The organism is Ferrovibrio sp., assembly GCF_964218355.1.
In the GTDB taxonomy this organism is placed as follows: domain Bacteria; phylum Pseudomonadota; class Alphaproteobacteria; order Ferrovibrionales; family Ferrovibrionaceae; genus Ferrovibrio.
Window position 1 is genome coordinate 313,087 of sequence record NZ_CAXPMC010000009.1, and the last position, 21,080, is coordinate 334,166.

Annotated in this window: 20 protein-coding genes; 17 read left to right on the forward strand and 3 right to left on the reverse strand. The window is 67.5% G+C overall.

Annotation, left to right across the window (positions count from 1 at the left end):
* The first annotated feature begins 2 nt into the window (after positions 1–2).
* The 3 genes from ACEQZY_RS05575 to ACEQZY_RS05585 all read left to right on the forward strand — a co-directional run bounded on the left by ACEQZY_RS05575 (position 3) and on the right by ACEQZY_RS05585 (position 4,036).
* The gene (locus ACEQZY_RS05575) at positions 3–1,823 is read left to right on the forward strand and encodes a tetratricopeptide repeat protein (RefSeq protein WP_370152887.1); all 1,821 of its coding nucleotides are present in this window, start codon (positions 3–5) and stop codon (positions 1,821–1,823) included.
* Positions 1,820–2,500 carry an NnrU family protein gene (locus ACEQZY_RS05580; RefSeq protein ID WP_370152889.1) on the forward strand — a complete coding sequence of 227 codons (681 nt, stop codon included), beginning with the start codon at positions 1,820–1,822 and terminating at the stop codon, positions 2,498–2,500. Before ACEQZY_RS05575 ends, ACEQZY_RS05580 begins: the two co-directional genes overlap by 4 nt.
* An 87-nt stretch (positions 2,501–2,587) precedes the next feature.
* Complete coding sequence (locus tag ACEQZY_RS05585; RefSeq protein ID WP_370152891.1) at positions 2,588–4,036, forward strand: PLP-dependent aminotransferase family protein; 1,449 nt, start codon at positions 2,588–2,590, stop codon at positions 4,034–4,036.
* On the opposite strand, the gene ACEQZY_RS05590 is transcribed toward ACEQZY_RS05585, so the two are convergent.
* A complete protein-coding gene (locus tag ACEQZY_RS05590; protein WP_370152893.1) occupies positions 4,009–4,713 on the reverse strand; it encodes a pyridoxamine 5'-phosphate oxidase family protein in 705 nt (234 codons plus the stop codon). The genes ACEQZY_RS05585 and ACEQZY_RS05590 overlap by 28 nt on opposite strands.
* 142 nt (positions 4,714–4,855) lie before the next feature.
* On the opposite strand from ACEQZY_RS05590, the gene ACEQZY_RS05595 reads away from it, so the two are divergent.
* From ACEQZY_RS05595 to ACEQZY_RS05650, 12 genes are all read left to right on the forward strand, one after another.
* Positions 4,856–5,521: a LysE family translocator gene (locus ACEQZY_RS05595; RefSeq protein WP_370152895.1), complete on the forward strand. Its 666-nt coding sequence runs from the start codon at positions 4,856–4,858 to the stop codon at positions 5,519–5,521.
* 2 nt (positions 5,522–5,523) lie between these two features.
* A complete protein-coding gene (locus ACEQZY_RS05600) occupies positions 5,524–6,480 on the forward strand; it encodes a succinylglutamate desuccinylase/aspartoacylase family protein (protein ID WP_341704797.1) in 957 nt (318 codons plus the stop codon).
* A gap of 269 nt (positions 6,481–6,749) precedes the next feature.
* Complete coding sequence (locus ACEQZY_RS05605) at positions 6,750–8,369, forward strand: ABC transporter substrate-binding protein (protein ID WP_341704796.1); 1,620 nt, start codon at positions 6,750–6,752, stop codon at positions 8,367–8,369.
* A 66-nt stretch (positions 8,370–8,435) separates the two neighbouring features.
* Positions 8,436–9,425, forward strand: a complete 990-nt coding sequence (locus tag ACEQZY_RS05610; protein WP_341704795.1) for an ABC transporter permease — start codon at positions 8,436–8,438, stop codon at positions 9,423–9,425.
* Positions 9,422–10,348 carry an ABC transporter permease gene (locus ACEQZY_RS05615; RefSeq protein WP_341704794.1) on the forward strand — a complete coding sequence of 309 codons (927 nt, stop codon included), beginning with the start codon at positions 9,422–9,424 and terminating at the stop codon, positions 10,346–10,348. Before ACEQZY_RS05610 ends, ACEQZY_RS05615 begins: the two co-directional genes overlap by 4 nt.
* A gap of 4 nt (positions 10,349–10,352) precedes the next feature.
* Complete coding sequence (locus tag ACEQZY_RS05620) at positions 10,353–11,333, forward strand: ABC transporter ATP-binding protein (protein WP_370153128.1); 981 nt, start codon at positions 10,353–10,355, stop codon at positions 11,331–11,333.
* Positions 11,326–12,369 carry an oligopeptide/dipeptide ABC transporter ATP-binding protein gene (locus ACEQZY_RS05625; protein WP_341704792.1) on the forward strand — a complete coding sequence of 348 codons (1,044 nt, stop codon included), beginning with the start codon at positions 11,326–11,328 and terminating at the stop codon, positions 12,367–12,369. Before ACEQZY_RS05620 ends, ACEQZY_RS05625 begins: the two co-directional genes overlap by 8 nt.
* Positions 12,370–12,586: 217 nt before the next feature.
* Positions 12,587–13,423 carry a universal stress protein gene (locus ACEQZY_RS05630; RefSeq protein ID WP_341702889.1) on the forward strand — a complete coding sequence of 279 codons (837 nt, stop codon included), beginning with the start codon at positions 12,587–12,589 and terminating at the stop codon, positions 13,421–13,423.
* A 142-nt stretch (positions 13,424–13,565) separates the two neighbouring features.
* A complete protein-coding gene (locus tag ACEQZY_RS05635) occupies positions 13,566–14,402 on the forward strand; it encodes a universal stress protein (protein WP_370152898.1) in 837 nt (278 codons plus the stop codon).
* Positions 14,403–14,417: 15 nt separating this feature from the next.
* The gene (locus tag ACEQZY_RS05640; RefSeq protein WP_370152900.1) at positions 14,418–15,254 is read left to right on the forward strand and encodes a universal stress protein; all 837 of its coding nucleotides are present in this window, start codon (positions 14,418–14,420) and stop codon (positions 15,252–15,254) included.
* 62 nt (positions 15,255–15,316) lie between these two features.
* Positions 15,317–15,859: an isochorismatase family protein gene (locus tag ACEQZY_RS05645; protein WP_370152901.1), complete on the forward strand. Its 543-nt coding sequence runs from the start codon at positions 15,317–15,319 to the stop codon at positions 15,857–15,859.
* A gap of 16 nt (positions 15,860–15,875) precedes the next feature.
* Positions 15,876–16,574, forward strand: coding sequence for an alpha/beta fold hydrolase (locus ACEQZY_RS05650; RefSeq protein WP_341702885.1), 699 nt, complete (start codon positions 15,876–15,878; stop codon positions 16,572–16,574).
* Between the two features lie 3 nt (positions 16,575–16,577).
* Here the strand turns inward: ACEQZY_RS05650 and ACEQZY_RS05655 are convergent, their stop codons facing one another.
* Positions 16,578–17,759, reverse strand: coding sequence for a GGDEF domain-containing protein (locus ACEQZY_RS05655; protein WP_370152902.1), 1,182 nt, complete (start codon positions 17,757–17,759; stop codon positions 16,578–16,580).
* A 31-nt stretch (positions 17,760–17,790) separates the two neighbouring features.
* Positions 17,791–19,758, reverse strand: a complete 1,968-nt coding sequence (gene parE, locus ACEQZY_RS05660) for a DNA topoisomerase IV subunit B (protein WP_370152904.1) — start codon at positions 19,756–19,758, stop codon at positions 17,791–17,793.
* Between the two features lie 105 nt (positions 19,759–19,863).
* On the opposite strand from parE, the gene ACEQZY_RS05665 reads away from it, so the two are divergent.
* Both ACEQZY_RS05665 and ACEQZY_RS05670 read left to right on the forward strand, forming a co-directional pair.
* Positions 19,864–20,280 (forward strand): acyl-CoA thioesterase, encoded by a 417-nt coding sequence (locus tag ACEQZY_RS05665; RefSeq protein ID WP_370152906.1) that lies wholly within the window; start codon positions 19,864–19,866, stop codon positions 20,278–20,280.
* A gap of 5 nt (positions 20,281–20,285) precedes the next feature.
* Positions 20,286–20,759 carry a hypothetical protein gene (locus ACEQZY_RS05670; RefSeq protein WP_370152908.1) on the forward strand — a complete coding sequence of 158 codons (474 nt, stop codon included), beginning with the start codon at positions 20,286–20,288 and terminating at the stop codon, positions 20,757–20,759.
* Positions 20,760–21,080: the final 321 nt, after the last annotated feature.

Here is a 21,080-nt window from a genome sequence, read left to right on the forward strand (position 1 = left end):
CCATGTCCCGTTCATCCTGTTTTCCCCGGCCGCTGCTGGCGGCGGGTCTTGCCGTCGCCCTGGCTGCGTGGCCGGTCGCCGCCGTGCATGCCGTGCCGGCCGACCGCTTTTCCGCCCCGCTGCCGTCGACGGCGGCACCGCTGCCCGATCCGGATACGGTGCGGCGACAGGCTGAAGCCGGCGATCGCGAGGCCCAGTTCCGCATGGGACTGGCCAGCCAGCTCGGGATCGGGCTGCCGCGCGACCTGGCCGCTGCCCGGGACTGGTTCGGCCGCGCCGCCGCGCAGGGGCATCCGCGTGCCATGGCCGGTCTGGGTTTCCTGATGATGACCGGGCAGGGCGGGCCTCATGACCCGGCCGGGGCCGAACCGCTGCTGCGCCGGGCCGGCCAACTGGGCGAACCGACCGCGCTGGCCAATGTCGCGGAACTGCTGCTGGACCGCCAGCCGCCGGATGCCGCCGCCGCCCGCGCCCTGCTGGAACAGGCGGCGAAGGCCGGTGCGGTCAATGCCCGCTACCGGCTCGGCCGGCTGCTGCATGAAGGCCGCGTCTTCACCACGGATTCCCCGCGCGGATTGCGGCTGATGAACGAGGCCGCCGCTGCCGGTCACCCGCTGGCGCAGGCCTATCTGGCTCATCTCTATGCCTTCGCACAGGGCGTGCCGGCCGACCCGGTCCGCGCCCTCGCACTGGCGCAGGCGGCGGCCGATGCCGGGCTGGCCGAGGGCGTCAACGAACTGGGTCTGCTGTACCAGCAGGGCATCGGCACCCGGCAGGACAGCCGCCGCGCTGCCGCATTGTTCGCCCGGGCCGGCGAGCTGGGCGATCCCGGTGGCTTCTACAATCTGGCCCTGCTGCACGAGACCGGCGAGCTGGGCGATGCCGACCCGGCCGCAGCCCGCCGGCTGGCGGCCCTGGCCGCCGCTGCCGCGCATCCCGAGGCGGCGGCGCTGTATGGCCGCATGCTGCTGCTGGGGCAGGGCGGCGGCGCCGATCCGGCGGCGGCATTGCCGCATCTCAGGCTGGCGGCTGCGGCAGGGATTGCCGACGCGCAGAATTATCTGGCGCTGGCCCTGTTCAATGGCATGGGCGGCGGGGCCGCCGATCCGGCGGCAGCGATGGACTGGTGGGAAAAGGCCGTTGCCCAGCAGCATGGTCCGGCTACCAACAACTACACCATGCATCTGGCCATGGGCGAGGGTCGTCCGGCCGATCCGGAGCAGGCCCGCCGGCTGCTGACGGCCTCGGCGGACCGGGGCTTCGCCGGGGCGCAGTTCCGGCTCGGTCTGTGGTACGAGCAGGGCTGGAAGGGCACCCCGCTCGATCTGGCGCGGGCCCGTTCCCTGTTCCGGCAGGCAGCCGAGGGCGGCCATGGCGCCGGGGCCTACAAATACGCAGCCTATCTGGAAGCCGGCGCCGGCGGTGTCGCGGCCGATCCGCAGCAGGCCCTGCACTGGTACCGGACGGCCGCCGGGCGTGGCAATGCCGCGGCACAGTTCGAGGCGGCCCGCATGCTGTTCAACGGCGATGGCAGTCCGCCCGACCCGGTGGCGGCGCTCGGCTGGCTGCGCCGGTCCGCCGGGCAGGGCTGGCCGGAAGCCCTGTTCGTGCTGGGCGACCTGCTGTTCCGCGGCGACGGGGTGGCGGCCGATCCGGCGCTGGCCTGGGCCTATCTGCGGCTGGCCGAACAGGCCGGCTTTCCGGCGGCCGCCGGCAACCGGCAATATGTCGAAAGCCGCCTCGATCCGGCGGCACGCCGCCAGGCCCTGCAGCAGCTGCAGGCGCTGGCGGCAGCCATGCACAAGGAGGGCAGAGAGGAATGACAATGCTGGTACTGGCCGCCCTGGCCTGGATACTGCTGCATGTGATCGTGGCCGGTCCGCTGCGGCCGGCACTGGTCGGCCGGCTGGGTCTGTCCGCCTACCGGGGGTTGTTTTCCGTTCTCAGTGCTGCCAGCCTGGCGGCTCTGATCTGGGGCTACGGACAGGCCCCCTATATCGAATTCTGGCCCTCGGCCGGCTGGGTCACGGCGGTGCCGGTGGTGGTGATGCCGGTGGCCCTGCTGCTGCTGGTCGGCAGCCTGCGGCCGGGCAACCCGACCATGGCCGGACCGGACATGATCCTGAAAGGGGAGCTGCCGGTCAGCGGCATGACCCGGATCACCCGTCATCCCATGCTGTGGGCCTTCAGCCTCTGGGCCGGCGCCCACATGATCGCCAATGGGGATGCGGCGACCCTGCTGCTTGCCGGGGCGATCCTGGTGACGGCCCTGAACGGCATGCGCTCGATCGACCGCAAGCGGGCAGCCGTATTTGGCGAGCAGTGGCAAAGGTTTGCCAATAAAACCTCGATCATCCCCTTTGCCGCGGCGGCGGCCGGCCGGGTCCGGGTTTCATGGGCGGATATCGGTTGGCTGAATATCCTTGCTGCAGCAGCACTTTATGCTGTGATCCTGTGGGCCCATGCCAGTCTGTTCGGTGTACCCGCCTATCACCCATGAGCATGCTGTTGTGTCCATGTAAGATTTATTATTTATCATTTATTTCAATAAAATAATGATAGTCTATAATCTAAATTCGAGGATGTGATGGCCAGGCGTGCGGCAGGCCGCTTCGTGGCGTGGTTCCGTCCGGACCGCGGCACCGGCGGCGGGGGATTGCAGGCGCAGCTATACGGGGCGATCCGCCAGGCTGTCCTGGCCGGCGAGCTGGCGCCGGGCGAGCGGCTGCCCTCCAGCCGCAGCCTGGCCGCCGATCTCGGCCTCGGGCGCAACACGGTGGTGACGGCCTGCGACCGGCTGGTTGCCGAAGGCTATCTGGAGGCGCGGCCGGGGGCCGGGCTGTTTGTGGCCGCCGACCTGCCGCCCGAAGGTATCCCCGGGACCATGCCGCCCCGTCCTGCCGGGGCATCCCGCCGGCCGGCCACGCCACCCGTAAAACGGGAACAGGCTGTCGCCCCCCTGCCGCTGACACCGGGCATGCCGGCACTGGACGAGGTGCCGCTGGAACTGTGGCGGCGGCTGACCGGGCAGGTGCTGCGCCGGCAGGGTCGCGGCCTGCTGGGCAGCGGCGATCCGGCCGGACTGCCTGCCCTGCGCGCGGCCCTGGCCGGCTATCTGGCGGCGACCCGGGGTGTGGCCTGCGAGCCCGGCCGCATCGTCATAGTCTCGGGGGCGCAGCAGGCCCTGGACCTGGCCGGCCGGCTGCTGCTGCGGCCGGGCGATGCGGTCGCGCTGGAGGATCCCGGCTATCCCGGTGCCCATGCGGTTTTCGGTGGCCTTGGTGCCCGGCTGCTGCCGCTGCCGGTCGACGGGCAGGGGCTGGATCCGGCAGCCCTGGCGAGCCTCGATCCGGCACCCCGGCTGACCCTGCTGACGCCATCGCACCAGTTCCCGCTCGGCATGACCCTGCCGCTGGCCCGCCGGCTGGCCCTGCTGCAGCTGGCGGCCACCCGCGACATCTATCTGATCGAGGACGATTACGACTGCGAATACCGCTATGCCGGCCCGCCCCTGCAGGCGCTGCAGGGGCTGGGGGCGGGCGACCGCGTGATCTATGCCGGCACCTTCAGCAAGGTGCTGTTTCCCGGGTTGCGGCTGGGCTATGTCGTGCTGCCGCCGGATCTGGTCGGCGGCTTCCTGGCGCTGAAGCGGGCGGCCGACGGGTTCGCGCCGCAGATGTCGCAGGCGGTACTGGCCGCCTTCATCACCGAGGGGCACCTGGCCCAGCATGTGCGGCGCATGCGCATGCTGTACCGCCGGCGCCGCGCGGCCCTGCTGGATGCCCTGGGGCGGGAGGATGGCGGCCTGCTGCGGCTGCGGCCTTCCGAAGCCGGGCTGCATGTGGTGGCCGATTTCGCCGATCGTCGCGACGACCGTGCCGCCGCGGCGGCGGCGCAGGCCGCCGGGCTGGGTGTGATGCCGCTGTCGCGCTATGCCCTCGCCACGCCGTCCAGCGGGCTGCTGGTCGGCTTTGCCGGTGATCCGGAGGAGCGGATCGCCGGTGCGGTTCAGCGCCTGCTGGCGGTTTTGAGATAGGAAGGCAGCGGGGTGTCCGGTGCCAGCAGGGGATCGGGCTCCGGCCGGCCGAACCCGGCCGCGAAAGGCAGCACCCCGGCCCAGACCGGGAGAGCCATATCCTCGGCATCGTCCTTTGGCGGGCCCCGGCGGATTTTTGCCGAAGCCTCGGTCAGCGGCAGGCGCAGCACCATGGTGGCCTTGAACTCCTGCCGGTTGGGGCCACGGATCTCGGCCCAGCGGCCGGGTGCCAGATGCTCGGTAAAGGCCTCCAGCGCCGCCAGCTTCGCGGCATCGTCCAGCTTCTCGAAGCGGCCGAAGGCCACCACCGAGCGGTAGTTCATCGAATGGTGGAAGGCCGACCGGGCCAGCACGAGGCCGTCGAGCAGGGTGACGGTGACGCAGGCCGGGATGCCTTCCGCCAGCGCCATGGCCATGCGGCTCTTGGTCGAGCCATGGATGTAGAGATGGTCGCCCTCGCGCCAGCAGGCGGTGGGAATCACCACCGGCTGGCCGTCCTGCACGAAGCCGACATGGCAGACATGGGCCGCGTCGAGGATGGCATGCAGGGTGGCTGCGTCATAATGGCCGCGGTCGGCTACGCGCCTGACCCGGCTGCGCGGGCTGGGGGGCTTTGTCGGGGACGGACTGGCCGGGGCCGCTTTTGCGGAAGACCGGGACACGGAAGACTGGGACATGGGACCTCCTGGTCCCATCCGGATAGGGACAATTCCAACCCCACGTAAGAGCCAGAAAATATGAAAACCATGGAGCCGCTATGATCCGGCCCGCCGGTTTACCTGCCCGGAAGCCCATGATACAGCCCTGTCCGTCAACTGGATGATGCGGAGTTACGAAGCGGTGGACAGCCTGCTGATGCTGATCAAGGGCGCTCTGGCGGGCTTTGTCATTGCCGCGCCGGTCGGTCCGGTGGGCATCCTCTGCGTCCAGCGCACCCTGCACGAGGGCCGGCTCAGCGGCCTGACCTCCGGTCTCGGCGCGGCCTTCGCCGATGCCTTCTACGGCTGCATCGCCGCTTTCGGCCTCAGTCTGATCTCGCGCTGGCTGGAAGCCCACGAGCTGCTGTTCCGGCTGGGTGGCGGGCTGTTCCTGCTGTTCATGGCCTGGCGCATGCTGGCTGTGGCGCTGCGCCCGCCCGCTGCGGCGGCGATGCCGGCCCTGCGCCACGAAAGCCTGCCGGGACATTTCATCTCGACCTTTTTCCTGACCGTGACCAACCCGATCACCATCGTCGCCTTCCTCGGCATCTTCGCCTTCTTCGGCATCGGTGCCTTCGGCCTGTCGGACGAGATGGCGGCCTGGCTGGTGCTGGGGGTGTTTGCGGGGTCGTCGGTCTGGTGGCTGTCGCTGGCCGGCCTGGCCGGCGCCTTCCGCACCCGTCTCGGCAATGGCGGACTGCGCTGGATCAACGGCGCGTCCGGGCTGCTGATGCTCGGCTTCGGCCTGTACGGCATCGGCAGCGTGATCTGGACATGGAGCCTGTGACAATGACCGACCAGCATGCCGGCCTGCCGCCGATCGAACTGACCCCCAAGGACCTGTCCGCCTGGCGGCAGGGCAACCGCGGGGTCGACTACGTGCACACCTTCGATTCCGGACGGCCGGGCCCGCATGTGATCGTCAACGCGCTGACCCACGGCAACGAATTCTGCGGCATGATCGCGGTGACCCATCTGCTGGAGCAGGGCATCCGGCCGCTGCGCGGCCGGCTGACGCTCGTCTTCGCCAATGTCGAGGCCTATCACCGCTTCGATGCGGCGAAGCCGTTTGAATCGCGTTTCGTCGAGCGCGATTTCAACCGCGTGTGGGATGCCGATACCCTGGAAGGACCGGACGCAACGGTCGATGTGCAGCGCGCCCGGGCGCTGCGGCATATCTATGCCGAGGCCGATGCCCTGCTGGACATCCATTCGACCTCCTATGCCGTGCCGGCAATGCTGATCCATGAGCCGGTGGACAAGATGGCGCCACTGGCCCGGCACCTGCATTCGCCGCTGCATCATGTGCTGCTGCCGGGCGTGAAGCATCCGGGCCGGCCGCTGATCCAGTACGGCGCCTTCAGCGATCCGCGCGCCACCCCGGTGGCGCTGGTTGTGGAATGCGGGCAGCATTTCGCCGCCACCAGCGGCGCCATCGCCATCGGCGTCACCATGCGGTTCCTCGACTTCTTCGGCATGATCCCGGCAGCGCTTGCAGCGCAGCATCCGCCTGTGCAGGGCCGGCCGCTGCGCTACGAGGTGACCGATGTGCTGGTGGCGAAAACCGACCGGTTCCGGTTCACGCAGTCTTTCGTGGGCTTCGAGGACCTGCCGGGCAACACCCTGATCGCCAATGACGGCGACGAGGAAATCCGCACGCCGGAAGAAGGCTGCACGCTGATCATGCCGGCTCGCCGCATCCTGCAGGGGCGCGACGTGGTCTCCTTCGCCCGCCGGCTGCAATAGCCGTTCAATAATCTCCAAGACAGCGAACCGCGGCGCCGCTATTGGTCCGGCGGCGCCGATTGGTCCGGCCGCCGGCCGGAGGCGCTCTGCCGCCGCAATAGGCAGGCAAAGCGCAGTTTCTGGTCACGATGATTTTTGCGTCAGGTGTAGACGAGGCCCGGTGGCTAAGCCTATGATCCGGCAACGTTGCGGGCCCGCAGGGCCGGCAGCATCGGCGGATACCCGGAAACCGGAACCGCTTCATCGTTTGGGAGAAGGAAAAGGGGACGATGCAAAGAGGCAAGTTTTTGAAGGCGACCCTGATCGCCGCGGCTGCCACGGTGGCGCTGCTCGGCGCGCATCCGGTTTCGGCCAAGACGTTCACGTGGGCGAATGACGGCGACGTCAGTTCGATGGATCCGTATGCCCGCAACGAGACCTTCCTGCTCAGCTTCATGGCCAACATCTATGAGCCGCTGGCACGGCGCAACCGCGAGCTGAAGCTTGAACCGGCGCTGGCGACCAAGTGGGAGCAGGCCAACCCGACCCTGTGGCGCGTCACCCTGCGCCAGGGCGTCAAGTTCAGCGACGGCACGCCGTTCAACGCCGATGACGTCGTGTTCTCGGTCAACCGCGCCAACGGCAAGGGCTCCAACGTTGCCGGCAACCTGGTGTCGGTGAAGGAAGTCCGCAAGGTCAGCGACTTCGTTGTCGAATTCGACATGAAGTATCCGGACCCGCTGCTGATCGACAAGCTGGTGCAGATCGGCATCATGTCGAAGGTCTGGGCCGAGAAGAACAACGCGCAGTTCTCGGCCGACATGACCAAGAACGAAGAGAACTTCGCGACCCGCAATGCCAACGGCACCGGCCCGTTCGTGGTCAAGACCCGCGAGCCGGACGTGAAGACCGTTCTGGCGCCGAACCCGACCTGGTGGGACAAGCCCGAGCATAACCTGACCGAGGTTGTGTTCCAGCGCATCGCCAACGATGCCACCCGCGTCGCCGCCCTGCTGTCCGGCGAGATCGACATGGTCTACACCGTGCCGCCGCAGGACACCGACCGTATCGCCAAGACCTCGGGTCGCCGCGTGCTGGAAGGTCCGGAAACCCGCGTGGTGTTCCTCGGCTTCAACCAGCAGGTCGACGAGCTGCCGGAATCGAACATCAAGGGCAAGAACCCGTTCAAGGACAAGCGCGTGCGCGAGGCCTTCTACCGGGCCATCGACGTCGAGGCGATCAAGCGCACCGTCATGCGCGGCCAGTCGCGTCCGACCGCGCTGATGATCGGCGAGGGTCTCGGCGGCTACGACAAGTCGATGGACGTGCGTCCGAAATACGATCCCGAACTGTCGAAGAAGCTGCTGGCGGAAGCCGGTTATCCGAACGGCTTCGAGACCGGCATGGACTGCCCGAACGACCGCTACGTCAAGGACGCGGCGATCTGCCAGGCCGCCGTGTCGATGCTGGCCAAGATCGGCATCAAGGTCGACCTGCTGGCGCAGACCCGCTCGAAGTACTTCGCGAAGATCCTGCGCACCGCGTCGGATATCGAGAAGTCGCCGAATACCAGCTTCTACATGCTGGGCTGGTCGCCGGGCGCGACCTATGACGTGCACAACGTCTTCGAGTCGCTGATCCAGTCGCCGAGTGCGGCCACCAAGAAGGGTCTGTTCAATGCCGGCGGCTATTCGAACGCGAAGTTCGACGAGCTGGCCGACAAGATCGGGCAGGAGACCGACGTTCCGAAGCGTAACGCGATGATCAAGGAAGCCACCAAGATCTATCTCGACGATTACGCCTATATCCCGCTGCACCAGCAGGTTCTGGTCTGGGCGGCGAAGGACAGCGTCGACCTGTTCCAGCCGGCGGATAACTACTTCCCGCTGCGTTACGTCAAGATCAAGTAACGCCTATCCTGCGATAAGGGACGGCCCGGGCTTCGGCCCGGGCCGCACCCGTTCCGGACCAGCCCCATGATTGCTTTTATCGTTCGCCGCCTCGTCCAGGCCGCCCTCGTGATGCTGGCGGTCGCCTTCATCGCCTTTGCGATGTTCAACTTCGTCGGCGATCCCGTCGCCATCATCGCCGGCCAGGATCTGCCCGCCGAACAGCGCATCCAGCTTCGCAAGGATCTCGGGCTCGACGATCCGATGCCGGTTCGCTTCGCCCGCTTCGTCGGCAATGCCGTGCAGGGCAATTTCGGCCTCAGCTACCGCACCACCCAGCCGGTGGGCGGCATGATCGCCGAGCGCCTGCCCGCCACACTCGAGCTCAGTTTCGTTGCTGCGCTGTTCGCGCTGTTCGCCGGCATACCCATGGGCGTGTTTGCCGGCCTGTATCCAAACAGCTGGATCAGCCGCCTGATGATGACGGTGTCGCTGATCGGCGTGTCGCTGCCGACCTTCCTGATCGGCATCCTGCTCATATACATCTTCGCCGTGCTCCTCGGCTGGCTGCCATCCTTCGGGCGCGGCGAGGTGATCAGGCTCGGCTTCTGGTCGACCGGCCTGCTGACCCTGGACGGACTGAAGGCGATCATCCTGCCGGCAATCACGCTCGGGCTGTTCCAGCTGACCCTGATCATGCGCCTAGTGCGTGCCGAGATGCTGGAGGTGCTGCGCACCGACTACATCAAGTTCGCCCGCGCCCGCGGCCTGTCGAACCGCGCGGTGCATTTCGGTCATGCCCTGAAGAACACCATGGTGCCAGTGATCACCATCACCGGCCTCCAGCTTGGTGCCATCATTGCCTTCGCCATCATCACCGAGACGGTGTTCTCGTGGCCCGGCGTCGGCCTGCTGTTCCTGCAGTCGGTGCTGTATGCCGACATCCCGGTGATGTCGACCTATCTGGTGATGATCGGGCTCGTTTTCGTGGTGATCAACCTGATTGTCGATATGCTGTATTTCGTGGTCGATCCGCGGCTGCGCGCCCAGGGTGCCCGGGCCGGGGGGGCGAAATGATGTCCCGTCTTGCCGAAACCTGGCGGCGTGCCGCCGACAGCGACATCTGGTGGAGCTTCACCCGCTCGAAGCTGGTGATGCTGTCAGCCCTGATCACCGTGGTGTTCTTCGTCGCCGCCTATGGCGCGCCGCTGATTGCCCCGCATAATCCCTTCGATCTGGCTTCGCTCAATCTCGCCGATGGCTTCAAGCCGCCGGTCTGGGTGGACGGCGGCGAGGCCAACTTCCTGCTGGGCACCGACGACCAGGGCCGCGACATCCTGTCGACCATCATGTACGGCTCGCGCACCTCGCTCAGCGTCGGCTTCCTTGCCGTGATCTTTGCCATGGTGCTGGGGATCACGCTGGGTCTGGTCGCCGGCTATATGGGCGGGGCGGTTGATGCCTTCATCATGCGCGTCGCCGATGTCCAGCTGTCATTTCCGGCCATCCTGATCGCCATGCTGGTCGATGGCGTCACCCGCGGCCTGCTGGGGGCCGACAAGCACAGCGAGGCGGCGATCACCGTGCTGGTCGTCTCGATCGGCCTCAGCTACTGGGTGCAGTATGCGCGCACCGTGCGCGGCTCGGTGCTGGTGGAGAAGAACAAGGAATACGTGCAGGCGGCCCGCGTGATCGGCCTGCCCGGACCGCTGATCGCGATCCGCCATGTGCTGCCCAACGTGATGGGGCCGGTGCTGGTGATCGCCACCATCAACCTGGCGCTGGCCGTGATCACCGAGGCAACGCTCAGCTTCCTCGGCGTCGGCCTGCCGCCGACCCAGCCGTCGCTGGGTACCCTGATCAATACCGGCCAGCAGTATCTGCTGTCGGGTGAATGGTGGATCACCATTTTCCCCGGTGCGGCGCTGGCCATCCTCGTGCTGTCGGTCAACCTGCTGGGCGACTGGTTGCGCGACGCCCTTAATCCCAGACTGCGGTGATATGATGGGCAGCCCCAAGCTTCTCGAAGTCCGCAACCTGCGCGTCGAGTTCCCGACCCGGCGCGGTACCCTGGTGGCCGTCGACGATGTCTCGCTTGAGATCGCTGCCGGCGAAGTGCTCGGCGTGGTTGGCGAGTCCGGCGCCGGCAAGTCGATGACCGGCGCTGCGATCATCGGCCTGCTGGAACCGCCCGGCCGCATTGCCGCCGGCGAAATCCTGCTGGAAGGCCGGCGTATCGACAATCTGCCCTACAGCGAGATGCGCCGCATACGCGGCCGGCAGATCGGCGCCATCTTCCAGGACCCGCTGACCAGCCTGAACCCGCTCTACCGGGTTGGCGACCAGCTGATCGAAACCATCCTGACCCATCTGCCGATGAGCCATGCCGATGCCCGCAGGCGCGCCGTGCAGCTGCTGGCCGATGTCGGCATTCCCTCGCCGGAAGAGCGGGTGGACCATTACCCGCACCAGTTCTCGGGCGGCATGCGGCAGCGCGTCGTTATCGCCCTGGCGCTGGCGGCGGAGCCGAAACTGATCATCGCCGACGAGCCGACCACGGCGCTCGACGTGTCGATCCAGGCACAGATCATCACCCTGCTGAAGCGCCTGTGCCGCGAGCACGGCACGGCGGTGATGCTGGTGACCCACGACATGGGCGTGATCGCCGAAACCGCCGACCGGGTGGCGGTGATGTATGCCGGCCGTATCGCCGAGATCGGCCCGGTGCAGGATGTGATCAAGACGCCGCATCACCCCTATACCTCGGGTCTGATGGGGGCGATCCCGTCGATGACCCACAAGCATGAACGGCTGACGCAGATCGACGGCTCGATGCCGCGGCTGAACGCCATTCCGCAGGGATGTGCCTTCAATCCGCGCTGCCCGAAAGTCTTCGACCGCTGCCGCGTCGAGCGGCCGGAGCCGATGCCCGCTGGCAGCAGCGAAGTGGCCTGCTGGCTGGTGAAGGAGGGCGCCCATGTCTGAGGGCGGGAAGAAGACGGGAATGCCGATGCTGACGGTCAGCGGTCTGAAGCGTGTTTTCGACGTTTCGGCGCCATGGCTGAACCGCGTGCTGGAGAGCAAGCCGCGCAGCCTGGTGCGGGCTGTCGATGGTGTCAGCTTCAGCATCAATCCGGGTGAGACCTTCAGCCTGGTTGGCGAATCCGGCTGCGGCAAGTCCACGGTGGCGCGCCTGATCGTCGGCCTCTACGAGCCGAGCGAGGGTTCGGTGAATTTCGAGGGCCACGAGATCGGTGCCGCAGCCGAACGGCGCCGGCACCGGGATATCCAGGCCCGCATGCAGATGATCTTCCAGGATCCCTATGCCTCGCTCAATCCGCGCTGGCGGGTCGGCAAGATCATCGCCGAACCGATCCGTTTCGGCGGCCTGCTGAAGGACAATGCGGCGGTCGAGAAGCGGGTCGGTGAATTGCTGACCCAGGTCGGCCTGTCGCCAGCCGACGCGAAGAAGTATCCGCATGAATTCTCGGGTGGCCAGCGACAGCGGGTCTCGATTGCCCGTGCCCTGGCCGGCCAGCCGGAATTCCTGGTCTGCGACGAGCCGACCTCGGCCCTCGATGTCTCGGTGCAGGCACAGATCCTCAACCTGATGAAGGATCTGCAGCGCAATCTCGGCCTGACCTATCTGTTCATCAGCCACAACCTCGCCGTCGTCTATCACGTCTCCGACAAGGTCGGCGTGATGTATCTCGGCCGGCTGGTCGAATGGGCGGATACGGAGACCCTGTTCAGCGATCCGAAGCATCCCTACACGCGCATGCTGCTGGATGCGATCCCGGATCTCGACATGACCGGCCGCGCCCGCACGCCGGTGGCCGGCGAGGTGCCCAGCCCGCTGAACCCGCCGCCGGGCTGCAGCTTCCATCCGCGCTGTCCGCTGGCCAGCGAGCGCTGTCGCACCGAAGTGCCGGCGGCGCAGCCTTTTGCCGGGGGCTCGGTGGCCTGTCATGCGGTCGAGGAAGGCCGGCTGCCGCCCTGGAAGCCGCAGGCCGCCGCTTGAATCCGGCCCGGCGGCCGCGGCAGGCGGCCGCCGCAGGGCCCGGCTTGCGCTTGTATCGGGCCCCAAGCATGCCTACATTGATATGAACAGGATTATCCGGCTGCGGTCGCAGCCGGATGACTCTGCGCACAATTCATACGCCCATAACGATTGCCGATAACTGCAGCGTCATGCCCGGGGGATAAAAGGCAGGCGCGGAACCGGAGGAGGCCAGGCGATGAGTTACCGCGATATCATGGTGCATCTGACACTGGATCCGCGCAACGCCGAGCGGATTCGCTATGCCATCGGACTGGCCCGCCGGTTCAACGCGCGGCTCAGCGGGCTCTACACGGTGCCGCCGCCGAACGTGCCCTATTACATGGGCGAATACATCCCCACCGAACTGATCCAGAAGCAGATGGATGAGGCGCAGAAAGCCTCGGTGACGGCGCGCGAGGCTTTTCTTGCCACCTGCGCGGGCGCAGCGGTGGAGCATCGCTGGCTGTCGAGCGACCTGGCACCGGTGGAGGCCCTGCGCGTCCTCGCCCGTGCCAGCGATGTGGTGATCGTCGGCCAGCCGGACCCCAGCCCGGCCGATCCGGCGGCAATCCCCTATGGTACCGACGTGCTGCCGCAGGAACTGGCCCTGCAGGCCGGCCGGCCGGTGCTGGCCGTGCCGCATGGCGGCCCGGTCGGCGACACGGCGCGCAGTGTCCTGGTCGGCTGGAACGGCAAGCGCGAGGCGGCGCGGGCCGTGCATGATGCGCTGCCGCTGCTGCGCGCGGCAGAGACCGTGCATCTGGTGACCATCGCGCCCGAGAAGAAGGGGCGGACACCGCAGGCCGAGATCGCCGAACTGCTGGAGCGCCACGGCGTGCGGCTGCAGGCGGCAATCGTCGAAGGCAATGGCCAGAAGGTCGGCATGGCCCTGCTGGCGGAAGCAAAGGCGCGCGATGCCGAGCTGCTGGTGATGGGGGCTTTCGGCCATTCCCGCCTGCGCGAGATGGTGTTTGGCGGCGTCACCGAAACGGTGCTGGGCAATCTCGATCTGCCGGTGCTGCTCAGCAACTGATCCTGCCGGATCCGATCCGTGTACCGTTCCGGGTCTTGATGCAGGTCAATGCCGTCTTCGGCGGCATGGTCAACATATTCATGCCATCATCCGATGTTCCAGTCGGGTGTTTTCGTCGACCGGAAAGGCATGAGAAACGGCTATGACCTATCGCGACATTCTCGTTCACCTCACCGAAGACCCCCGCAACGCGGCGCGAACCGATGCTGCACTGCAAATGGCGCGGCGCTGGGATGCGCATCTGACGGCGCTGTACACCCTGCCGCCACCGCAGCAGCTGTATTACATGGGCGAGTATGTGCCGGCTGAACTGTTCCAGCAGCAGATGGAAGAGGCGCGCAAGAAAGCCAAGACAGCCCGGGCGGCCTTCGAGGAAGCCGCCGCGCGCCAGAGTGTGACCTGCGACTGGATCGAAAGCGACCGCCTGCCGGTGGATGCCGTCGAGCATCACGGCCGCGCCTTCGACCTGCTGGTGCTGGGGCAGCCCGATCCCGATCCGAAGGATCCGCTGGCGGTGCCGGCCGGGATTGGCGTCCTGCCCCATGAACTGGCCCTGCGTGCCGGGCGGCCGATCCTGGCCGTGCCCTATGTCGGCAAATATCCGGCGATCGGCCAGCGCGTCATGGTGGCCTGGAACGGCAGCAAGGAGGCGACCCGCGCCGTGCATGATGCGATGCCCTTCCTGGCAGCGGCGAAGCAGGTGACCGTGTTCGGCATCAACCCCGACAGGTCGCGCGGCACGCCGGGTGCCGAACTGGCCCGGCATCTGGCCCGCCACGGCGTGACGGTCGAGGTGGCGCATACGGTGGCCGAGGATATCGATGCCGGCGAGGCGCTGCTGTCGGCGGTGGCGGATCGCAGTGCCGACCTGCTGGTCATGGGTGCCTATGGCCATGCCCGCCTGCGCGAAATGGTGTTCGGCGGCGTCACCGAAACGGTCCTGGGCAGCATGACCTGCCCGGTCCTGCTCAGCAACTGAGGGGTAGTGTTCATCATGGGCTTTCGCGATCTGCTGCTGCACCTGACCTGCGGGGACGACGATTGTGTTGCCGACCGGGTGGGCTATGCAGCCGCGCTGGCGGCACATTGCGGTGCGCATCTGACCGGCCTGTTCACGCGGCCGCGCATGGCGCTGGCTTATCATTACATTCCGGCGGCCAAGATCGCCGAGCATCGCGCCACCGTCGATCTGGCGGCGGCCACGGGCCGACGGCTGTTTGAGGAGAACCTGGCTCGTCACGGCATCGCCGGCGAGTGGCTGGAGGCGGATGCCGGTGCGCTGGAAGCCGTGCAGCTGCATGGCCGCACTGCCGATCTCGTCGTGCTGGGGCAGCCCGGCGCCACCAGCATCGATCCGCTGGTTGGCCCGGAATACGATGCCGAGCATCTGTCACAGGACCTGATGTTCAGCCTGGGCCGGCCGGTGATCCGCCTGCCGCGCGACCTGGCGCCGGAACCGCGATGCAGCCATGTCCTGATCGGGTGGAACGGCAAGAAGGAGGCGGCGCGGGCCGTGCACGATGCCCTGCCGCTGCTGTGCCAGGCGGACAAGGTGACCGTGCTGTGCGTCGATGAGGGGCGCATGGACGGCACGCCGGGGGCGGATCTGGCGCGTCATCTGGCGCGTCATGACGTGACGGTGGATCTGGTGGTGTCGCCGGAATCCGACCGCGATGCCGGTGCCATCCTGCTTGAACAGGCGGCCCGGCTGGGGGCGGACCTGATTGTGATGGGCGCCTATGGCTACATGCGCTGGCGGGAGCGGGTTTTCGGCGGTGCCACCGAAAGCGTGCTCGACGGCGCCCGCATCCCGGTCCTGTTCAGTCACTGAGCCGCCCGGCGGCCATTTGCCGCAGCGGCAGGCATGCACTAGTCTCGGGGGCGGAGTTCCCCATGCTGCTGTCTGCTGCCGATTCCCTGCTGCTGATTGTCGATATCCAGGCGCGCCTGCTGCCTGTGATGAAGGATGGCGACCGCGTGGTCGGCAACACGGTCCGCCTGCTGCAGGCGGCCGGGGCGCTGGCGGTGCCGGTCCTGCTGACCGAGCAGTATCCCGAGGGGCTGGGCGCCACGGTGCCGGCGGTCCGCGCCGCTGCCGGTGAGGCGCCGGCCCTCGCGAAGAAGGATTTTTCCGGCTATGCCGACCCCGTGATCCGGGCCCGCATCGCCGATTGCGGAAGGCCGCAGGTGGTGATTGCCGGAATCGAGGCACATGTCTGCGTGCTGCAGACCGCCCTGCAGCTGGCGGCGGCGCATTACCGGGTGGCGGTGGTTGCCGATGCCGTTTCCTCCCGGCATGCCGACAGCGTTGCGGTGGCAGGCCGGCGTATGGCCGCCGCCGGGATCACGCTGGCAACCACCGAGATGTGCCTGTTCGAGTGGCTGGGCACTGCCGCGCATCCGGAATTCAGGGCCATCTCCCGTCTGATCAAGTAAGGAAAAGGAAACTGCCATGCGCCAGCCGCTGGTCCTCGTGCCCGGTCTGCTGCTGACCGATGATTTCTGGCGCGAACAGGTCGCCCGCCTGTCGGGCGAGGCCCAGTGCATCGTGCCGTCGGGCCAGTACAACCAGGACAGCATTGCCGATATGGCCCGGGCCGTTCTGGCCGAGGCGCCGGAGCAGTTCGCGCTCTGCGGCCTGTCGATGGGTGGCTATATCTGCCACGAGATCATGCGGCAGGCGCCGGAGCGGGTGACCCGGCTGGCCCTGCTGGATACCTCGGCGCGGCCGGATACGCCGGAACAGACGAAAACCCGCCGCAGCTTCCTGCAGCTGGCGCAGACCGGCCGCTTCAAGGGCATCACGCCGCAGCTGCTGCCATTCCTGCTGCATCCGCAGAACCAGCAGAACCGGGCACTGGTGGACCGGCTGATGGCGATGGCCGAGGAAATCGGCCGCGACGGCTATCTGAAGCAGCAGACCGCGATCATGGGCCGGCCGGACAGCCGGCCCTTCCTGCCGGGCTACCGGCTGCCGGTGCTGGTGCTGTGCGGCCGCGTCGATGCGCTGACGCCGGTCGAGGTGCATGAGGAAATGGCGGCGATGATTCCCGGTGCCGAGCTGACGGTGATCGAGGATGCCGGGCACCTGCCGCCGATGGAAACCCCCGATGCGGTGGCCGCTGCCCTGCGGAGGTGGCTGGCCCGCTGACGGTCAGCCGCGCAGCGCCGCCATCAGCGGCGCGGTCTCGATCCGGTTGCGCCCTTCGGTCTTGGCCCGGAACAGCGCATCGCGGGCGCGCTGGACCAGGGTTGGCCAGTCGTCGCCATGCAGGCCCAGCGTGGCGATGCCGACGCTGGCCGTCAGCCGGATATCCATCCGGCCGAGGCTGTGGCCCGATGCGGCGATCTGGCCGCGCAGCCGTTCCGCCTGGGCCTCCGCACCGGCCAGCCGCGTGCTGGGCAGCAGGATGCAGAAACTGGCGCCGTCGAGGCGGGCGACGAAATCCTCGCGGCGCAGGCTGCGCGAGGTCAGCACGGCCAGCTGCTGCAGCACGGTATCGCCGTAGCGGTAGCCGTATTGCCGGTTGACGGCATGGAAATAGTCGATGTCGAGGATCATCACGCAGAGCGGATAGCCATGCCGCCGGGCGCGCGAGATTTCCTTCATGCCGATCTCGTCGAGCAGATGCCGGCTGATCAGCCCGGTCAGTTCGTCGGTGCGGGCCTCGTAGCCGAGGCGCTGCTGCTGGCGCTGGGCCAGCATCATGCCGGTGGCCACCGCCAGCAGCAGGGAGCCGAGGCCGGGGATCAGCAGGATGCCGCTGCCCAGCGGTCCGCCGGCCAGATCGACCTTGCCGATCAGCCCGAAAAATCCGGTCAGGCTGCGCAGCAGATAGAGGATGGCGGCGATGCCCAGCAGGATCGCGGCGAAGGCCTGGCTCTGCAGCAGGGCCGGCTGCATGTGTCGCAGCAGGGTATAGCAGGCGCCGCCGGCCATCAGCGCCATGCCGATGCCTATAAGGCCGGCCCGCATCATCACATCCGGCTGCGCGAACAGGAAATAGGCGAAGCCGGCGAAAAAGCCGAGCAGGGTGGCCATAACCGGCAGATAGGGCAGCGGCAGCTGCAGGAAGCGGGCATAGCCGATCCACAGCACGGCATACATCAGCACGAAGCCGGCGCCGGTGATCACCGCAACCAGCGGCTCGGTCTGCGGGCTGCGCAGGGTGGTGAGCAGCGTGCTGATCGCGAACAGCATGTAGCCCATCGACCACCAGGCCGGACCGGACTCGCGCGGATACATCATGCTGATGCCCATCATGATCAGCAGGTCGCAGACGGCAATCGAGATGGCGACCAGCGCGACCAGCGGCAGAGTGTCAAGGCCGGCCATGATCATCGCTGATACCCCCGGCGGCGCATGGTCAGACGTCGATATCCGTGGCGAAGGCGGCGCGCTCCTGGATGAACTGGAAGCGCAGCTCGGCCTTGCGTCCCATCAGCCGCTCGACCAGGTCGTCGGCCTCGCGCACCTCGTCGACCGGTACCTGCACCCGCAGCAGGGTGCGGTTCTTCGGGTTCATGGTGGTTTCCTTCAGCTGCGCCGGCGGCATCTCGCCGAGGCCCTTGAAGCGGCTGATCTCCACCTTGCGCCCCTTGAACATCTCGGCAATCAGGCGGTCCTTGTCGGCATCGTCCATGGCATAGACGGTCTTGCCGCCGGCACTGATCCGGTAAAGCGGCGGCTGCGCCAGATACAGGTGGCCATGCTCGATCAGCTTCGGCATCTCGCGGAAGAAGAAGGTCATCAGCAGCGAGGCGATATGGGCGCCGTCGACATCGGCATCGGTCATGATGATGACCTTGTCGTAGCGCAGGTCCTCGTCGCGGTACTTGCCGCCGATGCCGCAGCCCAGTGCCTGCACCAGGTCGGTCAGTTCCTGGTTGGCGGCAAGCTTGCCCGAGCCGGCCGAGGCGACGTTGAGAATCTTGCCGCGCAGGGGCAGCACGGCCTGGATGCGGCGGTCGCGCGCCTGCTTGGCCGAGCCGCCGGCGCTGTCGCCCTCGACGATGAAGATTTCCGAACCGTTGGCAGCCTCGTCGGCGCAGTCGGCCAGCTTGCCGGGCAGGCGCAGCTTGCGGGTCGCCGACTTGCGGCCGACCTCCTTCTCGGCGCGGCGGCGCAGGCGGTCCTCGGCGCGTTCGATGATATGGGCGAGCAGGGCATTGGCCTGCTGCGGCGCCCCGGCCAGCCAGTGGTCGACATGATCCTTGACCGCCTGTTCGACCAGCTTCTGGGCTTCCACGGTGACCAGCTTGTCCTTGGTCTGGCCCTGGAACTGCGGTTCCTTGATGAAGACCGACAGCATCGCCGCGCCGCCGCCGACGATGTCGTCGGCGGTGATCTGCGACGCCTTCTTGATGCTGGCGAGTTCGGCGTAATCCTTGAAGCCGCGCAGCAGGGCTGTGCGGAAGCCGGCCTCGTGGGTGCCGCCTTCCGGCGTCGGCACCGTGTTGCAGTAGGAGTTCAGCCAGCCTTCGTCGATTTCCTGCGGCCAGTGGATCGCCCATTCGACCTGGCCGCGTTCGCCGCCGAGCGCGGCGCGGCCGGCGAAGGGAACCGGCGTGACGGTGGCGCGGCCCTCCAGCTGGGCGCTGAGATAATCCTGCAGGCCGCCGGGGAAATGCAGCACGGCTTCCTGCGGGGTGTCGTCGCCGGTGGGGATGCGCTCGGCGGCGCAGGTCCAGAGGATCTTCACGCCCGGATAGAGATAGGCCTTCGAGCGCGCCATCTTGAACAGCCGGGCGGCGCGGAAATGCGCACCCTTGCCGAAGATCTGCTCGTCGGGATGGAAGATCACCGTGGTGCCGCGGCGGTTGGGCACGCTGCCGACCTTTTCCAGCTTGCCCTGCGGGGCGCCGCGGGAATAATCCTGCCGCCACAGCACGCGGTCGCGCGCCACCTCGACGGTCAGCCGGTCGGACAGTGCATTGACCACCGAGACGCCGACGCCATGCAGGCCGCCGGCGGTGGAATAGACCTTGGACGAGAACTTGCCGCCGGAATGCAGGGTGGTGAGGATCACCTCCAGCGCCGACTTGGTCCTGAATTTCGGATGCGGGTCGACCGGGATGCCGCGGCCGTTATCCATCACCCGCAGCGCGCCATCGGCCAGCAGCTCGACCTCGATGCGGTCGGCATGGCCGGCGACGGCCTCGTCCATGCTGTTGTCCAGCACCTCGGCAAACAGGTGGTGCAGGGCACGTTCGTCGGTGCCGCCGATATACATGCCCGGGCGGCGGCGGACGGGTTCAAGGCCCTCGAGAACCTCGATATCCTTGGCGGTGTAATCGGCGCCGGCACGGCTGCCGCTCTGGAACAAGTCGTTCATAATACTCACAGAATCGGATTAACGGGTGAACCGGGGGCGGCCACAGTATACTGTGGCGTCCGGCTCGGCTACAACCAACATCTGGTGTCACGACAGGACCTTGCCATGACCGAATCCGCCTCCGCCCGCGGCGAGCCGCTGATCCGCACCGCCCCGATGCCGGCCGACATGAACGGCAACGGCGACATCTTCGGCGGCTGGGTGCTCAGCCAGATGGACATTGCCGGCGGCATCGTTGCCGCCCGCCGCGCGCAGGGCCGCGTGGTCACCGTGGCGGTGGATGCGATGACCTTCCACCAGCCGATCAAGGTCGGCGACATCGTGTCGATCTATGGCCGCGTGCTGCGGGTCGGCCGCACCTCCATGGCGGTGCAGCTGGAGACCATCGTCGCCCGCCGGCTCGATCCCACCGAGATCAAGGTCACCGAGGGCGTCTATACCTACGTCGCCATCGACGAGCATGGCCGGCCGCGGCCCGTGCCTGCTGACAGCCGGCCTGCCGACAGCCGCCCGGCAGGCTGACGGCGATGGCCGGCGATGACCGCCACTGGGCGGCCGACGAGATCGTCGCGCCGGCGCTGATCGCCCTGAAGGCGGTCTATGACGAGATTCGCGGCGACGCGCCGCTGGCCGCCTACACGGCCCTGCCGCCGGCGGAGACGCTGCCCGGCCTGGCCGACCTCGCGGTGGTGGAGGTCGATGCCGACCGCAGCTTTCCCTACCAGGCGATCGGTGCGGGCTACCGCCGCACGGCGGCCATCGGCGGCGCCGGCCTGCAGCCGGGCCCGGACGGCCGCATCCGCGAGACCCGGCCGGTGATCCGCCAGCATTTCGGCCTGGCGCTGGCCGAGGGCCGGCCCTTCCATGTCAGCGTCACCCGCTGGGACGGCCCGAAGATCCTGCAATACGACCGACTGATCCTGCCGCTGGACGATGGCCGCGGCAGCATCACCCATCTGCTGGTGGGCGAGGTGTTCCTGCGGGTGGCGAAAGAGGGCTGAAGCCCGCCCAGCCGGACCGCAAATCATTGATATTCCAAGCCAGTGGGCCGCCATGGACGGCCAGTTGCGAGCCAATTGCAGTCCATTCGCGCCAATTCCATGCCAATTCGCGCCAATTCCAGCCCATTCGATGCCAGTTGCGGCCGGTTCGCTGCCAATGCCGGCCAGCGGGATGCCGGTTCCGGCCGCTCCGCTGCCGGTTTCGTCGGGCAGGGGCCGTCGGGGCGGTGTGCCGCCAGAAGGCGGCAGGCGGGGTCACCGGGCAGATTCACGATGGACAACAGCAGTAGGCAATCAGGAACATATCATAAACAAAGATGT

What these genes read in the sequence shown, in the direction of transcription:
- ACEQZY_RS05575 (WP_370152887.1), top strand. Translation starts at nt 3, where the DNA reads ATGTCCCGTTCATCCTGTTTTCCCCGGCCGCTGCTGGCGGCGGGTCTT.
- ACEQZY_RS05580 (WP_370152889.1), top strand. Translation starts at nt 1,820, where the DNA reads ATGACAATGCTGGTACTGGCCGCCCTGGCCTGGATACTGCTGCATGTG.
- ACEQZY_RS05585 (WP_370152891.1), top strand. Translation starts at nt 2,588, where the DNA reads ATGGCCAGGCGTGCGGCAGGCCGCTTCGTGGCGTGGTTCCGTCCGGAC.
- ACEQZY_RS05590 (WP_370152893.1), bottom strand. Translation starts at nt 4,713, where the DNA reads ATGTCCCAGTCTTCCGTGTCCCGGTCTTCCGCAAAAGCGGCCCCGGCC.
- ACEQZY_RS05595 (WP_370152895.1), top strand. Translation starts at nt 4,856, where the DNA reads ATGATGCGGAGTTACGAAGCGGTGGACAGCCTGCTGATGCTGATCAAG.
- ACEQZY_RS05600 (WP_341704797.1), top strand. Translation starts at nt 5,524, where the DNA reads ATGACCGACCAGCATGCCGGCCTGCCGCCGATCGAACTGACCCCCAAG.
- ACEQZY_RS05605 (WP_341704796.1), top strand. Translation starts at nt 6,750, where the DNA reads ATGCAAAGAGGCAAGTTTTTGAAGGCGACCCTGATCGCCGCGGCTGCC.
- ACEQZY_RS05610 (WP_341704795.1), top strand. Translation starts at nt 8,436, where the DNA reads ATGATTGCTTTTATCGTTCGCCGCCTCGTCCAGGCCGCCCTCGTGATG.
- ACEQZY_RS05615 (WP_341704794.1), top strand. Translation starts at nt 9,422, where the DNA reads ATGATGTCCCGTCTTGCCGAAACCTGGCGGCGTGCCGCCGACAGCGAC.
- ACEQZY_RS05620 (WP_370153128.1), top strand. Translation starts at nt 10,353, where the DNA reads ATGGGCAGCCCCAAGCTTCTCGAAGTCCGCAACCTGCGCGTCGAGTTC.
- ACEQZY_RS05625 (WP_341704792.1), top strand. Translation starts at nt 11,326, where the DNA reads ATGTCTGAGGGCGGGAAGAAGACGGGAATGCCGATGCTGACGGTCAGC.
- ACEQZY_RS05630 (WP_341702889.1), top strand. Translation starts at nt 12,587, where the DNA reads ATGAGTTACCGCGATATCATGGTGCATCTGACACTGGATCCGCGCAAC.
- ACEQZY_RS05635 (WP_370152898.1), top strand. Translation starts at nt 13,566, where the DNA reads ATGACCTATCGCGACATTCTCGTTCACCTCACCGAAGACCCCCGCAAC.
- ACEQZY_RS05640 (WP_370152900.1), top strand. Translation starts at nt 14,418, where the DNA reads ATGGGCTTTCGCGATCTGCTGCTGCACCTGACCTGCGGGGACGACGAT.
- ACEQZY_RS05645 (WP_370152901.1), top strand. Translation starts at nt 15,317, where the DNA reads ATGCTGCTGTCTGCTGCCGATTCCCTGCTGCTGATTGTCGATATCCAG.
- ACEQZY_RS05650 (WP_341702885.1), top strand. Translation starts at nt 15,876, where the DNA reads ATGCGCCAGCCGCTGGTCCTCGTGCCCGGTCTGCTGCTGACCGATGAT.
- ACEQZY_RS05655 (WP_370152902.1), bottom strand. Translation starts at nt 17,759, where the DNA reads ATGGCCGGCCTTGACACTCTGCCGCTGGTCGCGCTGGTCGCCATCTCG.
- parE (WP_370152904.1), bottom strand. Translation starts at nt 19,758, where the DNA reads ATGAACGACTTGTTCCAGAGCGGCAGCCGTGCCGGCGCCGATTACACC.
- ACEQZY_RS05665 (WP_370152906.1), top strand. Translation starts at nt 19,864, where the DNA reads ATGACCGAATCCGCCTCCGCCCGCGGCGAGCCGCTGATCCGCACCGCC.
- ACEQZY_RS05670 (WP_370152908.1), top strand. Translation starts at nt 20,286, where the DNA reads ATGGCCGGCGATGACCGCCACTGGGCGGCCGACGAGATCGTCGCGCCG.